The sequence below is a fragment of the Neptunicoccus cionae genome (assembly GCF_002860325.1).
GTDB lineage: Bacteria > Pseudomonadota > Alphaproteobacteria > Rhodobacterales > Rhodobacteraceae > Amylibacter > Amylibacter lutimaris.
This window is the reverse complement of record NZ_PKOJ01000002.1, coordinates 631,442-646,861: the sequence shown is the minus strand read 5'-3', so window position 1 is coordinate 646,861 and position 15,420 is coordinate 631,442. Positions and strand designations below refer to the sequence as shown.

Here is a 15,420-nt window from a genome sequence, read left to right as displayed (position 1 = left end):
CTGATCTCCTTCTCGTCGAAGATCAGCAGACTGCAAATCGTAGCTTGCGTCACTGTCCGAATTTCGGGGGGTAGCTCAACTTGCACAGTCATATGGGTTTTAAATGGTGCCCCCACACGGACTCGAACCGCGGACCTACTGATTACAAATGCCTTGGGCTAGACGCTAACATACTTGGAAGACCAGTGTTTTTCCGGACGCGCGTCGGGCATTACAAGGATGTCACAAGGGTCGCTTGGAGCAGCGGCCAACAAGCCCATGATGACATTCCACACCAATTATTAACTACTCCCATCGATAATATCGCAGGCTTATACTGCACTCGAGAGGAGCGCAGAAGACTGACTCATTCGTTTTGTAAAGGGACGCCGACCACCTTTGATCACGGACTCTTTTGGGACCGAATATGCCAAATTCCGGTTGTTAACTAAAGTTCGTGAACAGCATTCTCTGGCTCGGTCGAACTAAGATGTCGGACACCTCAATCTTTGTGCTAGCTTTCTTCCTACCTCCAGCCTTCTTCTCAACTTCAATTTCTCCCTCGGAAGCAAGCTTCTGAAGCACTTTGAAGATCATATCGTTTTGAGCAGCGGTAAGATTGCCGATCTGAGATAGCAACTGCTCGACAGCGAGGATGTCCTCAGTCATGTTGTCCATGACGCGGGTTGGGAGCTCATTCTCCAATTCACCCAACAGAGTAATCTCGTCATCCTCACGAAACGAAAACAAGGAATCTTTGCTTTCAATTAGACGATGGTCGAACCCAAGCTCAAACAGGCTCCCTTTTCCAATATGCCGGAAGTGATTTTGCTTATCCCAATGTACTGAAAGCATTTTGTCTCGGGCGGCTTGGTGCTTTGAAAGGTGTGCTAGCAACATCCAACGTTTGTCAGTTTTGGAATACATCATGAAGGGGGTGAAAAAGTGCGCACCACTGTTTCTGCGAAGGTTCTCCATTATTGTTCTCTGAGCGGTTGCCCGACCGAATTGCTCATCGTCCTTAAGCGACTGCCAAGTGGAAACGAATTCTTCCGAGATACCAAACTGTCGCAGCCCCTCCAAACCGCTACCATCCGTTCGTAGGTAGTTTAACAACGCATCTATCGAAAAAGTTAGAATGGCCTCCGGCTTATCCAAGCTAGAGAAAATCTGTTGAAGGCAATTAACTGGAACGTCAACGTATCCCCATTGGTCTAGGACAAAGAAGCTTCGCCCTTGCCGTTGGCGCCTCTTGATATCCGCAATCACTTTTGGGAGTAGATTTTCAAACTCTCCGGTTTGAAGGATAATGCTTTCGTCTAACTGTTCTGAAAATTTACTCTTAGACAATTCATCGCGCAAGGCTGCCATATGCAAAGAATTTGCATCACTAAAATAGAAGTGCGCTACAATTTCCAAAGGCTTGCGCCGCTCGGCATTGACCCTAATTTTCGCCTTTTCTACCGCATTTAGCAGTGCAAAGGGGCTGCCATATCTCGTTTCACGACCTTTTTGATAAAGTCCGCCACCGCAAAACCCATCGACAATAGTTATTCTGAGTGTTTCCATGCGGCGGTTCGCAGTTACAGTGTCAAAGTAAACGTCCAGATACTGCTCGATGACTTCGAGTTTCCGCTCTGTGTGAGCTTCAATGCCGGGAAGCGGCGCGCCAATCTTCCATTTGAAATTTTGCTTTTTAGACACGCGTCACCATCTGTCTAATATTATTTTCTTTGAGGATGAAAATAGAACGAGGAAATGAAAGCAAAAACAATTCCTATAGTTGAGCTTGAGATGGCATTTCATCCCAAGTTTGCCCTCGGTAATCGCGGCCATTCAATTTCTTTGAGCGTTTCTTGTTATCTTTCCCCCAAGTGCCCCACTGCTTGAAGAAAAAGGCCGTCTCATACAATCGGCAAGCGCGATGGATATCATCGATCCAAAGCTCTTTAATGGGGCGAGCGTCTTTGCCGCTTTCCCCACCGACGATTGCCCAATCAACCCCAGTCAGATCGATATCCCCAACGCTATCAATCAGCGGTTCGAACGAAATGAAGCGGATTGATGCTGGAACAGCCCTGAGCTCACCAATTCTATGAACAACAGCTTTTCCTTCGACGCTTGTTCCGAGCCAAACATTTTTTAACGGCGTGGGACAAATGCGTGACAATATGTCGGCCATTCTATCGGGGCGTTTGGTGAGAATTTGATAGTGGTGATGTGGCGTGGCTTGCATGACCTCCCACACCTTGGCCACAAATGCTTCCGACACATTTGGATGGAAGAGGTCGCTCATGGAATTTACAAATATCTTCCGCGGCTTGCGCCACCTCTTGGGGATGTCTAGCGATTTGTAGTCTTCGTGGACGACGCCGTTCCAGATGGTCCGTTTGCCAGACTTCCTCGTGAGACCTTTATATTTGTCCACACCCATTGCCTCCAACCGTTTTGCCATGGTCATGGCATAACAATTGGTGCATCCAGCAGACATGATCGAGCAGCCCGCAACCGGGTTCCATGTCGCATCGGTCCATTCAATTTGAGTTTCGGCCATAGGATCAATGATTTCGTGTTTAAGAGGTTATACTCTTGTCTAAGTGCTGCGGAACATTAAGGCAACAAAATTGGCTAAATCGGTCACACACCCAGCCTTAAGCTACAATCTGCATAGCTGCGGATGCCGCTGGTCGATCAGCGATAATGGCTTCTAGTGTGAGACCTTCATTCACCAGCTTCTGTACGGCCTCATCTCTCCATAAGAGATCGCCTTCACCGGGGAAGGTGCCTTTTAGTTCACGTAACACATCGGTCGCCCGCAAGGCCCAAGTCCGGAACGAACTTAGCTTCCAATACCCAACATCGTCGAGATGCGGCTCTGCCCCTGACTTCGCACTGGTACATGGCGTCACCAGAACTGGTGAAATTTCGGCATCACCTACGCCCGGCACATTCGCCTTTATCCATTTCGGGTGACTGGCTGCTTGGCGCGCTTTGTTGGCGCCAAATACTGTAGTTTCAGTTCCGTCGGCATGGGCTTCGAATACAACTCCCAATGTGTCGCCTAGCCACCAAGGGTCTGGTGCGGCGTCGGATTCGTCATTTCCGGCACTAAAACCAAGCAAGATTCCAAGGCTGACTTGACCCGCTTCAAATGTATTTGCACTGTCGAGCTCTGCCAAAGCCTGCGCCACCCTTTTCTCAAACTTGATGTTGTTGACCGTGCCCATTGTGAGAAATTGCTGTTCAAGCGCTTCAACTTGTTTCAGAACCTCGGTATTTTGATGTGGACCCACATCGTCCTCAAGACCACTCACATCGCGCACCAAGGCATTTAGCCAAGAAACCGAAGGCGCCGCACTGCGGGATTTTGAAAATTGCAGCCTAGCGGCAACAGCCTGTGCGTCAGTATTAGTTCCTGACAGCTTAAGGGCTGATGACCCCGCCAAATAATGCCAGAGAGCGCGATACCCACGTAAGTCAGGATGCTGCAGCTGTGACAACACATTCTTTGCCTCAGCTAGTGCGCCGTTGAAGTTCTTGTTCCAAACAGCCTCTTGGTAAGCCACCTCGTGTTTAGCAACTAAAGAAAGCTCTTCCATTGCTGGAAAATCTGCTTGAACAAAGCTGCTTATTGAATTTCTGATCATGCCGTCGGCTCCAGACCAGTCTGCATCGTTGTTCATAAACATCTCGAAATTTTCATAGATATCTTGGGCGGTCACGTTGGTTGACTGGTTCAATCCGAAAGCTAATTCAGCTTGCAGTTCAGGGTGAAAATACATCCACTTTCGACTATCAGCGAGAAAATCGACAAGCTCTACGCCGGTGATGAATACGGCGGAGCGATCTTGCAGTGCCCGGGTACAGCGACCAACAGCTTGAAGGATTCTAGTTTGTATTCTTTCATTGAATAGTGCGGTTGCGCCCATCTTCGACATGATAAACCGCTCTTGAGCGTTCATTGCTTTTGGAAGCCCGTCCACACATAGGAGACGACATTCATCCCCAGGGAAATCGATACCATCAAAACGATTTGCCAGAATTGCGACAGCCTTGGCGGAAGCAACGAACGGCTGTTTGTCCAATTCTATATCATCTTTATCAAAGACTTGGTAACCACTAAGGTGCTCATCTACCAATGCGGTATGAGCGTTAGCTTGCGCAACAGAGGGGGTAAGAATTAGCGATCTTCCTGCGCGTTGTTGCATGCTGAGTCTCAGCCCATCAGTATCACTTCCTGTCAATGACAACCCTGGGAAAATGAAAAACCTCCGACCAACACCTGCACTTTGAAAACCATCTGGAGCTTTGAGGCGGTCTATTGACTTACGGCCAGTAAGCCTTTCGAGATCCCCTCCCTTTCCCAAAGTAGCAGACATGAATATCCTTTGGGTGGCATTGGCAAAAGGAGGGTGCATCGATGTAGGCGGGATCAGCGGGCGAATTAGGATTTCTCGCGATCCTAAATAAACGTGGCATGCATCCAAGTGTCCCCGCAGTAGCGACCATTTAAAATACAACTCTGGATCATTATCAATGTCCGCGTGACCATCTATTATATCAGAAAAGCTCGTCTCGAGCTTGGAGACCAAAGGGGTGGAAAGCTTTTCTATCCAGGTGCTATCGGCTGACCCTATCCAGTCTCCTGTAAGCCGAGAATGATCTTGCGGTTCAATATGTGGCCTCAAAAATTCTGCCATCGCTGAATGCAGCGGGGTGCCTGCCGCAATTTCTAGAGACCACATATTTGCGATGTAGTTTTCCGCGGCATGTGCATCATCAACGATAATCAAATCGGGATCTTCAAAGAATGGGTGCGTGTTAAATAAACCAGAATATGTGCTAATCGCTAACTTTGTGCCTGTCAGGAACGCTGTTTTGTCAGCTGGCGTAAAGTTCTTTTTACTACCTGAAAGATCAACGACATCGATCCCGTAGCGGTTGATGGCTTGATTGACTGTTTGACTGACTAGTTGTCTGGTCGGGCAGAGGTATACAGCGCGTTCGCCAAATTTTTGCCGTCTCCAATCGGCGATCAAGAGACCAACAAGGGTTTTCCCGCTTCCGGTGGGGAGTTGCAACGCTACATCGGCTTTCTCCGAGAATTCCGAAGCATAGGTTTCAAGAATATCCTTTTGATGAGGCATTACATCTGGGTACTGCCGCTTCGTTAGTGTCTTAAAATGATCTGCCGGGGTCGCAGTCGCTGTCATTGCGGAAGTACCGGTTTTAAAAGCCATTTTTTGCAAACCTCATCATTTCTTTTTACCTGCACGCTAGCTTACATGCGTGGGTGAAGCAAACACGAATCCACAACCGAAAGTGGTCTCTCTGATGAGAACTTGAAGTTGGTTGACCGGCAGCCTCGCCTACCGATGGGGTCACTCGTCGACCTCAAAGCACATCGACCCGGGCGTTTGCAGCGAGCACGATGAGATCGCGGGTTATGCGCTCTGCTCACGTTTAAACGGGGGCGTTTAAACGTGCTTGTTTTCAAGTACTTAAATATTGACTCCCAGCTCTCACTTTGAGTATCATGTAACCTGCGGTCACATGGGTGCGCCCTCTGCTCGCAACAATCAACGGTGGAAATCATGACATGCGAATTCTGCTGCGCAATGCGCGGCGAATACGGCGTTGGTTCCATTGATGGCTGGTACCTTCTCCTTTCATCTGATCGCCATCGCCAAGGTGACAACACCGGAAAGGAGTTACTTTCAATGGGACGAAAAGCTAAACGACCCAATTATCGCCAGATTATGTCTGGCAACGTTTCTGAAGAAGACGGGCGGGTTTTCCTATATGGTTGCGAAGAAGTTGGGCCTGTGACGCTAGAATCGCGTTTCCATTTCTTTAAGTCGGAACTATCAGAAGAAGCTTGGGAACGCGTGCGAGAGAGGCACAAATTGTCGAAGCGCGTCCGGCACACATGCTACTCGCACGGGGTACGAAAACGCGAGGGGCGTGGCGTTGGACCTTGGGTGTCGCCAGCCTTCCAAATTCAGTACGCTTTCCCTCCCGAAAACTTCTGACACTGTCTAGTTACACCTGCGCGATTTTCGCGTCGGTGTAGCTACGCCCAGCCGTGCAGCCGATACGAGCCGCTGAGGGTCGTTTCGAGATGAGTTGCAGACAGGTATGCGAGGGCTGTTGCGATGGCCCGGTCGGCGTGGTGGCCTTTTCCACCACCCTGCAACACGAGATTGCCCGAAGACGTGCTGGCGAGTTCAAAGCTTGCGATCTCATTCAGCAAGTCTTGCTTGCCTTCAAGATCGTGGGCGACGGTCAGTGCGCCCGTCTCAAGGCCGACGGCCATATTCTCCAGAAGCATCGTTTTCGCGATTTTCACGTCCTTGCCGCTGCGGGACATGTTCGCGCCTGCGGTCATGACGACGGCGTGGTGTTCGATCCCTGCATTGTCCAAGGTCGAGGAGAAAGGTGCGCCCAAGCCTGATGCGTCGATGGCGAGGGACCAGTGCGGAATTTGGTTTAGACGCCGCGCGAGGAAATCGGCAAGGTCGGTGTAGGAGTAAAGCTGGATCGTCTCTTGAAAGACGACGGTGCATTTGCGCGGGCCAAGTTCTTGCTCGAACCCTCGACCCGTGAATTGCGGATAGCATTCGTCGCGGATTACCACGATTGCCGACGGGTCGTTGCGCCCCAAATCCATGCCCACATGATGTTTCAGCCAGCCGTGAACGACCGTCCCAAAGGCCGCGGGGTCGGCGTTCGATGGCAGGACAACGCGTCCGTCTTTCAGGAATTCATACTTAGGCGGGTTGTCTGGGGTCATGACAGCTCCAATGCGTTGATGTTCGGGTTGCTTGAGTTTTCGAGCGTGTCCCAAGACAGGAGGGGCGTGCCGGAGCCAACAAACTCGCACAGGTGTTCGCGCCGGAAGGTGGTGTCGGACATGGTTGCTTTGTCGAAGGCGACTTGCGCCGCGCGCCGGGGGATGTCGATGGAGCGCGCCATGATGCGGCGCACCTGTTTGTCACCTGTCCATGTCTCGTAGAAATAGCCGGTGCGCAGGTTCGGAGTGGACAGAAGGAAAATGCGCCCGGTTTCGCGCCTCATTGGGAAGAAGGCCGTCAGAGCATCGTCGTCGAGGAAACAGGCCTCGTCGGCAATGATCGTGTCCGCCGTCATCCCGCGCGCTTGGTCGGTTGCAGGAACAACGATGATCCGCCCGCCGTGCGATGGGTGCGCCTCAAGTTCCGTCTGCGTCTGGCGCACGATGGGCGGGCAGAATGGATCGGTGTTCTTGAATTCCAAAATCCGACGGAACAATTCTGTCGATTGCCGCAGGCTGGGAGCGGTCAGGATCACCGTCTTGCCCTGAGAGAAATCGTCATAGCCGAGACCACCCGCAGAGGTCGATTTGCCTGACTGCCGCCCGCACAAGGCGAGGACCATTCTGTCCGCCTCGTTTAAACGCGGATCGGTGGACAGCAGCGTTCGTTGCCAAGGATCAGGCTCACCGATAGCCAGACGGAACCGTTCGACAGGATCGAGGCTGACCGTCAGGCCTTGCAGGAAGGACAGAAGGTGCGGGTCGTGGATCATCGGTTTTGCCCCGGCCACTGTGTCGCTGGTTTCAGCATCCGGCGCGCGGCCAATTCGGACAGGAGTTTGACGACGATGGGCGGCGCAGACTCGAACTGTTCGCGCATATCGCTGGGGCTTTCGAGATCGACCTTTTCGAGTTGGTTCACGATCCCAACGGCGGCTTTTGCGACTTGAGACGGCATCACGGCCTCCGATCATCGACAAGGACAGGTTCCTGAATGACCCCCATAGCGTCCATCTCGTTCAGAAATTCGTGCTTCGCGGCGGGGTGGTTGTTGAGCACTTTCAGGATTATCGAACGCAACTGGATGAATTGAGGGCTTTCGTTCAGGTTCAGGTGGATGTCCATCTTCTTGTTCAGCTTGCCATGCAGGTCGGCCAGCGACATGAGGCTCTGACGAAGCTCTTTCAGCGCGCCCAACTGCATCATGCGGTCTTCGTCGCCCTTAGCGGATTCCAGAAGGGCTTTTAGCTCACGCAGAACCCATTTGAGGTCTTTGTCGGTGTCCTCGCCAAACTCATTGACGATGGCCGCGTGCTGCATCGCCGTTTTGACTTTGGCGTCGTGCATTGCGGTCGCGAGGATCGCCAGTTTTTCCTCTTCGGGGAGTTGGGTGATATACCGCGCAACCGACGTATCAGAAATTCCAAGCTCTTTGCCCGCCTGAAACATCGACATGCGCCCGAGAACGATCTCCCGCGTGTAATGCTCCCGTTTTGCATCCGGGAGCACCGCCATTTTGTGCGGCTGGGTTTTCTTTCGCGGCGTGCCTTTGGGCGGTCCGGGCTTCTTGCGTGGGGTCTCCACCGGCCCCTTTCCGGGCACCAGAGTGACCTTAGTCATTGGCCACGATCTCAAGCGGCACGCCCTGTTTTTCGGCCAGAGCCTTGGCGTCGCGGTACGCCTTCACGTTTCGCGCATCGGACTTCTTGATCTTGATCGAGTCGCCGGGTTTGCGCCCCTGATACACGCCGTCGCCGTCAAGGCGGGCTTGGTACTGGCTTTCAGCGGCGGCGAGCAGCTTGCTGTGGTTGTCGTCCGCTTTCTGCTTCGCGAGCTTGTCCAGAAGCTCGTCGTTCTTGTCCTTGAGACCCTTCATTTGGGTTTCAACGGATTCCGTGATTTGGGGAAGGATCGCCTCTGCGATTTTCGGTGCGAGTGCGGCAATTAGGGCTTCTGCTTGCTTGTCGTTTTCGTCGGCCATTTCTGGTTCCTCGTGATTGGGGCGGGTCATGCCCAACCCGCCCCGTTTCCATCACAAGACCAGAAAGTTGAGCCTAACTCGCGTTCTGTAGATCGAATATCGGTGCTACGCCGCCGCTGCCGCAACCGAAGTATCAGGTAGTCCTCGGTATTCAGGGCCGTTCTTCTCGGCGGTGCCTTTCTCAATCGCCTTGTTCAGTACGGTGCGGATCACGCCGTCGGAGAATCCGGTTTCGTCAGACAGTTCCTCTACGGTGCGTGGTCGATCCAGAAGCGCCATGACCTTGGGACGTGCCTCCATGTAGCGAACGCCTTCTCGCTTCGGTTCCTTGCGTCGTTTGGCAGGGGGTCGCGCCCGCGCGTCTTTCTCACGCTCCCACAGTTCGCGGGCCTCTTCGACATGGTTCAGAGAGCCACGCCCCTCGTAGTGGTCGAGAGCCTTTGTGTCGCCTTCGAGAACGCGGATGACACGCGCCCGAACGTCGTCACCGTTGAAACCGATGGCGTCGCAAAGCTCGGTTCGCCGCTTCGCCCACGCGCCCGAATGGTCTGTCAGAAACCGCATGGCTTCGTATCGCGACTTTTTCCCCTCAGCCTGATTGGACGCCAGAGTGGTGGGGCCAAACAGGTCCAAGATCGCACGAGACAGGACAGCAAAGATCAGGAGTTCTTCAGGCGGCGTTCGCGAATTGTGCTGGCCAAAATCGGGGTCTGTGAGCATCACGCCACCCCAGGCATGGGCAACACGTTATCGTCCTCCTCGATCAGGTCGCGTTCATCGACGAGGGCGCGGTTCACGTCCATCAATTCGCCCTTCTTCAGGTTCATTAGGAAGGTATCGTGCGAGATCGCGCCAGCGGTGTATGCCCTGAGCAGGGCCGTGAGAATGGCCGGGTCCATCTGGGCGGTCACGAAGTCGCGGTGCAGTTTGAAGACAACATCATCTGCGGTGCCGGGACGCGTCCACTCAGCGGCAAGGCGCAGGAGTTTCGTCAGACCGGCTTCGACCATGTTGACGCTGCTGTGAAGCAGGGACAGTTCGGAGCGGTGACGCAGACGGGCCGTGTCGGTGGTCTCGTTGCGGCCTTTGCCGTCGTAGACCATCCGTGCGCCAAGCGTCGCCATTTGGGCCGTCAGATCGTCGAGAGCGGTCTTTTGCGCGGCGATGCCTGCGCCAGTAAATTCGAGCATTCCCGCTTGCGCCCCCTGAGGCAGAACCCAGAACGCGCCGCTGCCGATTTGCCTCGGCTTGTTCTTCTCGTTGAGCGCCCCGGCGACCCAAGGCGTCGGCTGAGACGTCAGGTAGAGCGACCAGTAATAGTCAGCACTCACGCGCCAGTGCGCGAGGTTGACGTTCACGAGGTCAAGGAAGGGCGGCTTTTCAACATCCGCTTTCAGGTTGTAGGGCGACACGATCACCGCCGGAATGTCGAACATGGGCGAGCCGTCGATTGTCGGCGTGATGTCTTCGCCGACTTGCACCTCTTCGACCGTTTGAAGGTCAGGGCCGTTGCGCTGCGATTTGACGTGGTAGCGTATGACCGTGTAGGCGGGATCAAGTGTCAGGACGAGGTGTTGTTCGACGCCCGTGTCTTCGAGGTCGTGGTTGGTTTCGTGCAGACGCAGGTAGGTCAGCTTTTGACGCCCGCCGACAAGTTCCTCTTTCCAGTCCAAGATCGACTCTGCGTCGAAAGTGGAAATGAACGGCGCAGAGCCGGGGGCCGCGCCGTCGGTCGGGTAGTCGAGCAGCATCGCAAACCTGCCGAGGGACAAGACTTCGCGCAGGGCGCTTTCTAGAAGCACGTCGAGCGAATGCCCCTCGAAGGTTGCCGCGTCACGCATCCCTGCGATGCGGTCGGGCAATTCCAAGACCGGGGCATTGCGCGTCACCGCACCGACCATGCCGCGCAAAGTGCGCTCGGCGACCGCATAGAAGGACGACCCTTGCACATAGCGGGTGTATTGGGCGGTTGTCATTCCTTCTGGCTCAGGGAGATATCGAGCATCCGCTTTTTTCAGCCGGTCTTCGCCCGCAATCACATCGCGGATTTTGTCATAGGCTTGGCGCTGCTCTTGGTAGGTGCGGTGCTTGATCTTGGTCACTTGATGCCTCGCACGATCAGGGGCCAAGGAATGTCGAAGTGGGCCGCATTGGCGACAACGCGGATGCGGACGCCTTCGGGTGTTCGATCAGCGATCACGCCCATGAGTTCGGCGCGCGGATGCAGGTCGTCGGATTTCGCGGCGGCGATGATCAGTTGATGGAGGTCATCAGGGGGCAGCGGCACATCCATGTGGAAGGCCGTGTGAATGTCTTCGCCCAAGAGGCGGGAACCGTGAGGCGTCGGCTGGATTGTGACGTGCAGGGGCATTCGATCTTCTTTCTCGGTTTAGGCGTTGAGACCGGCAATCACGGCGGCAATCTGGTCGCGCGGGATTGTCAGCTTGCCGTTGGTTGCAGGGTCGGTGATGCGCACCCCGTCGTCCGTGGCATCGAGCCAGTAGCCTCGCGAAGACACATGAGCCGAACCATCGCGGTAGAAGCCAGGATGGGGCATTTCAGGCAACGGGTAGCCGGGGAATGAACCGGGCCCCCAATAAGCTGGCCCCCAAAATGGAGGCTGCTTGAGGTTGCGGACGACTGGAGTTGAACGGTCGACCGAAGGCGCGTCGGGATCAGTGAACGCGGCGAGGTCTTTGGCGAGGTTTGCGGCGTCTGTGACGCTCATGGAGGTGGAGATGCCGCAATGGTTCGTCGCGATGGTCGCGGTCGAGCCGTCGAGTGTGGCGGTGATTTGCATAATGTCTCCTTCTTGCGGCTAGCGCGTGACGGGAACATATCAGGAACGCTCGGCGGGCGTTCCCGGAGTTTCAGGTAGCGAACCGCGAAAAGCAGGTGGCGCGTTTGGGCGGTTCGCGCAGGCTTGCAGAGCGCGTCAGAGACGGGCGGTTGTGGGGTGGCGGGCATCATGGTGGGGCGCATGTGCAGGAACGCGTTGCTTGGGCGGTTTCGCTGGGGCTTCGATGCGGTGGCAGAGCAAAGGGGATATGCGTGGTGCGAGCGCGGTGGGAAAATCGTGGATTTGTGATCTTCCAAATGCGCCCGGGTCCGGGGATTGACGGCACAGAAAGGGGGTGGTCGAGGCTAATTCGACGAAAACCTTGTAACATGCGGTGCGTTACAAGTCGCGAATGCAGAATGATACTTGCAGTTCAATGAGTTGGCGCACTGGACCCACTGATAGCCTATCAGTTGGGCTTGAGAGACGCCTCAAGGGGACGTCTTTCTGACAGGAGACAGGGCGACAGTGATGCACTGCATTGCGCGCGCGTGCGTATATGCAAGAAAATAATGATGCGAATGACCGCCTAAGTGCATCATTATTTTATTACAGATATGTGTGCGCGCGCGAATAGACGCATCAAGAATACCGAGCGTCCTGCCTCAACGCCCCTGCACCTATAACTCCCTTATCGTTACCTGCCATTACAGTCGCATGCCGCCGCCCGCTGCCTGTATGATGCCACGCATCAACACCGCAACGGAGAGCACGTCTGACGTTCCCGAACCCAATCAAGAAGGATGACCCGAATGCCTTTTGACTTCCCACCGCGCACACCGCACATGGCTGAATACCTCGACGAGGTGATTGATGACGCGCAATCACGCTTCCAGCATTCCAAGCCCCAAAAACGCCCGCAGCTTGTGCGCGCTTGGATTTCGAACAATGTCCGAGGCGCAACGGCGCGTGCCGCCATGCTGCGCCTCGACGCTATCAGCTAATCGTGTAAGGCCCTCTTGGGCACTGTGGATCGTCCTGCTCAATCGGCTGCACAACATCCCTGAGCAGTTCACGGGGCGTTTCCACAGTGCCATCAACCATGGCAAATCCGAGCTTGATCGCTTTATCTCTGACTTCCGCATCGACGCGTGTGTCTAGCTCGTCCGCATCGCGCCACCGCCAGACGTATTCTGCATATTCGTCAACGCGACGACCATCGAAGTACTTCTTGGTCTTGTCGCGCAGGATTTCTTCGCCTTCCAATGCGTGGCGGGCATCGCGCTTTACTTTGATCCTGACAACGCGCTCCGGTCCCGACAAGCACCGCAAAAACGGGTCCCATGCCTCGTGGCGTTCGAACTCACAATCTGCCGCCCATGCTGTCACCAGATAGTCGTCACAGAAGTTTGCAACTCCCAGTCGCCGACTTATTCGATCAGGTTTTGGGTCGTCAGGGCGATAACGCGACCAACCGGCTTCCAGCCGCTCCTGATACTCGGGCAACCAATCGCTCTCTTCCATTTCCGTGAATGTGAATTGCTCTTGATCTGGTTTGGCCGGGTCAAACGAATTGTGCCCAGAATACTCGATGAAGTCATATTGCTTGAGACGCTTGAACTCGGCCCTTGCCGCGATTTCGCCTTCCTTGTCGAGCACATCCTTGACCCAAGTATCTATCATCTCCCGCGCGTGTTTCTTCTCGCGCAGTCGATGCTCCCAAGCGTCAAGGGCTTTCAGAGCTTTTTCACGCCATTCTACCGCGCGTTCGCGGACCTGCGGCCATGCTCTGGGTGTGCCTTCGCGTGAAAGCTGCGCCTGCCATGACGCGGGCCTGACCAAATCGGCCAGACCGAGGGTTTCATACCACCAGACGTTGGAGGCGTATTCGAGCGCCACCTTCCTGAACTCGTCGAATGTCTCAGGGATCGCGGGAGGTTCACAGTATGCCCGTGGCTCCTCGTCGATGGCACAATGCAAATCGACCAACGTCTCAAATGTCGGGACACGCACCGTTTCACCTTTCAACCCGGCCCGTAGTGTCTCGTATGTCACTTTCTTCTGGATGCGCGGATGGTCCAGTGCGAACTTTTGCCCCGCCTCAACTGCTTTTGTGATCGACCCGCGAAACACCCGCAGCACGTCGTCGCCGTCGGTGAATTGCTCGACGTCTTGTTTTGCCTCCTGATACTTCAACACCGATTCTCCTCGAGCCATGCGACCACGTCGTCGCGAAGGTATCGCACAATTCGGCAATTGGGCTGTGAATATGACGGCCCGAAACCGTCTTTGCGCCAGCGAAGCATCGTTTCATCTGACACGCCAAGAAACTCGGCGGCTTCGGCGCTGGTCATTATCAGTGGTGGATTTGAACGGATCAAGTCCGCCCGGAGAGAGTCGATTTGTGACGCGATTTGGTCAATGGTCATGAATATAGGTCCTGTGATGGGAACCCACATGACCGAACCGCGTCTCCCGCTTCCTGAGTGGAAATGCCACTACTCTCACGCGTCGGTCTCACACCTATCCGGGTCACTACCTATAGGCATGGAGGTATTGATGCGTTCAATTTAGGCGGTGTTTCGGCGCAATTCAACAACGGAAGAAGGTGCTGCCTGAATCCGCTTGCTGATCGCCGCCGCAATCGCATTGGCCGCTGCCTTCTGTTCCTCATACGTCGGTTCGCCATAATGGCCGAGCATCCGCAGGTCATTGTCGGTCATGGTCTGCTGTGCCAGCCACCTGTGAACGTGACGCGGGGCTACCTCCCGCGCAACGGTCATCCAGAAATGGCGCATGTCACCCGGCTTCGTCAGAGGCAGTTTGTCCAGCACGTCCAAGTGGCCGCGCGTTTCCCGGCGCACGACACGCGACGGGAACACCCATTCACAGTCATCATAGCGAATTTCGTGAAGGCGTTTAAACAACCTGACCACATCGTCCGCGAGAACGATGGTGCGCTCAACCTCCTGACGCTTGAGCCTGTCGAAGGTCACAACACCGTCGTCGAGATCAATCTGGTCCCAAGTCAAAGCGCGCAGCCCACGGCCTCGGAAGCCCGTGTACCAAGTGATCTTCCAACACAGGCGGATATGCTCATTCGGAATTTCTTCGATCTCGTCCCAACGGTCCACCCATGGGACTTGCATGTCTAGTTTGCCTGTCTCGACGCACGACCGCATCTTGGTGCCTTCCAGCAGCGACGGGATCGGCAGAGCAAGGGCGCAGAGCTTGTTGATGAAGCGAACCGTGGCCCCGGCCACAGTTGCCGCGACGTGGGCGGCGTTCGGGCGCGTGATCTGCACCGCATTCAAGTATTGATTGATCTCAAGAATCGGCAACCTGTCCACATGCACGTCCGCCCATTGCGCCAGATGCTTGTTGAACGTCGCGCGGTAGTCCTTGGCCGTTGCCTCCATCATCCGCGCCTTGCCCGATTGCCTGCTGGTCGTGCGGTGTTCGATGAATTGTTCAAGCGCCTCGCGAAACGTCGGCAGCGCGTTGGCACGCTCGACCGCCGCCTTCGCCCGTGTCTCCGCCTTGTTCAAGACGTCGCCCGACACGATGCCATGCGCGACAAGGCCGCGCTGATCCTTCGCCCATTTGCAGTGCGTCACCTTCGACGCCCATTGGGCGAGCTTGACCGAGCGCACTTTGTTCGCCGTCGGATCCCACTTGTTGACGTACCAAGTCTTAACGCCGGTCTTTGTCACACAAAGGCGCAAGCCTTTCTGCTCAGGGTCTGTGTACCAGACAGTCTTGTCCGGCGTCGGAATCGCGCCGACGTTGGTGTCGGTGAATTTGATATGGGGCATTTTTGAAATCCTTGTAATGGCCTTCGCGTTACAAGGTTCATGTTATGTTCTAACCAAACTCAAACCCAACCAC

At 54.8% G+C, this 15,420-nt stretch carries 17 protein-coding genes; 2 read left to right on the top strand and 15 right to left on the bottom strand.

Annotated elements, in window-relative coordinates:
- Positions 1-423: 423 nt before the first annotated feature.
- The 3 genes from C0U40_RS08970 to C0U40_RS08960 form a co-directional block, all read right to left on the bottom strand.
- A complete protein-coding gene (locus C0U40_RS08970; protein ID WP_101655401.1) occupies positions 424-1,683 on the bottom strand; it encodes a three-Cys-motif partner protein TcmP in 1,260 nt (419 codons plus the stop codon).
- A gap of 73 nt (positions 1,684-1,756) precedes the next feature.
- Positions 1,757-2,533 carry a DUF5131 family protein gene (locus C0U40_RS08965; protein WP_101655400.1) on the bottom strand — a complete coding sequence of 259 codons (777 nt, stop codon included), beginning with the start codon at positions 2,531-2,533 and terminating at the stop codon, positions 1,757-1,759.
- A 97-nt stretch (positions 2,534-2,630) separates the two neighbouring features.
- Positions 2,631-5,219 (bottom strand): DEAD/DEAH box helicase, encoded by a 2,589-nt coding sequence (locus tag C0U40_RS08960; protein ID WP_101655399.1) that lies wholly within the window; start codon positions 5,217-5,219, stop codon positions 2,631-2,633.
- Positions 5,220-5,628: 409 nt separating this feature from the next.
- Between C0U40_RS08960 and C0U40_RS08955 the strand changes: the two genes are divergently transcribed.
- On the top strand, positions 5,629-5,808 hold the full coding sequence (locus tag C0U40_RS08955) for a hypothetical protein (RefSeq protein ID WP_101655398.1): 180 nt from the start codon (positions 5,629-5,631) through the stop codon (positions 5,806-5,808).
- Between the two features lie 244 nt (positions 5,809-6,052).
- Here C0U40_RS08955 and C0U40_RS08950 read toward each other — a convergent pair whose 3' ends face one another.
- The 9 genes from C0U40_RS08950 to C0U40_RS08910 form a co-directional block, all read right to left on the bottom strand.
- Positions 6,053-6,772 (bottom strand): hypothetical protein, encoded by a 720-nt coding sequence (locus tag C0U40_RS08950; protein WP_101655397.1) that lies wholly within the window; start codon positions 6,770-6,772, stop codon positions 6,053-6,055.
- A complete protein-coding gene (locus C0U40_RS08945; protein ID WP_101655396.1) occupies positions 6,769-7,545 on the bottom strand; it encodes a terminase large subunit domain-containing protein in 777 nt (258 codons plus the stop codon). Before C0U40_RS08945 ends, C0U40_RS08950 begins: the two co-directional genes overlap by 4 nt.
- Positions 7,542-7,730, bottom strand: coding sequence for a hypothetical protein (locus C0U40_RS08940; RefSeq protein WP_101655395.1), 189 nt, complete (start codon positions 7,728-7,730; stop codon positions 7,542-7,544). Before C0U40_RS08940 ends, C0U40_RS08945 begins: the two co-directional genes overlap by 4 nt.
- Positions 7,730-8,392, bottom strand: coding sequence for a hypothetical protein (locus tag C0U40_RS08935; RefSeq protein ID WP_101655394.1), 663 nt, complete (start codon positions 8,390-8,392; stop codon positions 7,730-7,732). Before C0U40_RS08935 ends, C0U40_RS08940 begins: the two co-directional genes overlap by 1 nt.
- Complete coding sequence (locus C0U40_RS08930) at positions 8,385-8,753, bottom strand: hypothetical protein (RefSeq protein ID WP_145991916.1); 369 nt, start codon at positions 8,751-8,753, stop codon at positions 8,385-8,387. The genes C0U40_RS08935 and C0U40_RS08930 overlap by 8 nt, the downstream gene beginning before the upstream one ends.
- Positions 8,754-8,858: 105 nt before the next feature.
- Positions 8,859-9,473 carry a hypothetical protein gene (locus tag C0U40_RS08925; RefSeq protein ID WP_101655392.1) on the bottom strand — a complete coding sequence of 205 codons (615 nt, stop codon included), beginning with the start codon at positions 9,471-9,473 and terminating at the stop codon, positions 8,859-8,861.
- On the bottom strand, positions 9,473-10,855 hold the full coding sequence (locus C0U40_RS08920) for a DUF4055 domain-containing protein (RefSeq protein ID WP_101655391.1): 1,383 nt from the start codon (positions 10,853-10,855) through the stop codon (positions 9,473-9,475). Before C0U40_RS08920 ends, C0U40_RS08925 begins: the two co-directional genes overlap by 1 nt.
- Positions 10,852-11,124, bottom strand: a complete 273-nt coding sequence (locus C0U40_RS08915) for a hypothetical protein (protein ID WP_101655390.1) — start codon at positions 11,122-11,124, stop codon at positions 10,852-10,854. The genes C0U40_RS08920 and C0U40_RS08915 overlap by 4 nt, the downstream gene beginning before the upstream one ends.
- 18 nt (positions 11,125-11,142) lie before the next feature.
- The gene (locus tag C0U40_RS08910; protein WP_101655389.1) at positions 11,143-11,553 is read right to left on the bottom strand and encodes a hypothetical protein; all 411 of its coding nucleotides are present in this window, start codon (positions 11,551-11,553) and stop codon (positions 11,143-11,145) included.
- A gap of 791 nt (positions 11,554-12,344) precedes the next feature.
- Between C0U40_RS08910 and C0U40_RS08905 the strand changes: the two genes are divergently transcribed.
- On the top strand, positions 12,345-12,536 hold the full coding sequence (locus C0U40_RS08905) for a hypothetical protein (protein WP_101655388.1): 192 nt from the start codon (positions 12,345-12,347) through the stop codon (positions 12,534-12,536).
- Here the strand turns inward: C0U40_RS08905 and C0U40_RS08900 are convergent.
- The 3 genes from C0U40_RS08900 to C0U40_RS08890 all read right to left on the bottom strand — a co-directional run bounded on the left by C0U40_RS08900 (position 12,529) and on the right by C0U40_RS08890 (position 15,347).
- Positions 12,529-13,728 carry a hypothetical protein gene (locus tag C0U40_RS08900; RefSeq protein WP_145991915.1) on the bottom strand — a complete coding sequence of 400 codons (1,200 nt, stop codon included), beginning with the start codon at positions 13,726-13,728 and terminating at the stop codon, positions 12,529-12,531. The two genes, C0U40_RS08905 and C0U40_RS08900, sit on opposite strands and share 8 nt — an antisense overlap.
- A complete protein-coding gene (locus C0U40_RS20390; protein WP_101655449.1) occupies positions 13,725-13,886 on the bottom strand; it encodes a helix-turn-helix domain-containing protein in 162 nt (53 codons plus the stop codon). The genes C0U40_RS08900 and C0U40_RS20390 overlap by 4 nt, the downstream gene beginning before the upstream one ends.
- Positions 13,887-14,102: 216 nt before the next feature.
- Entirely contained in the window at positions 14,103-15,347 is a 1,245-nt protein-coding gene (locus C0U40_RS08890; protein WP_101655386.1) for a tyrosine-type recombinase/integrase, read from the bottom strand.
- Between the last annotated feature and the right edge of the window lie 73 nt (positions 15,348-15,420).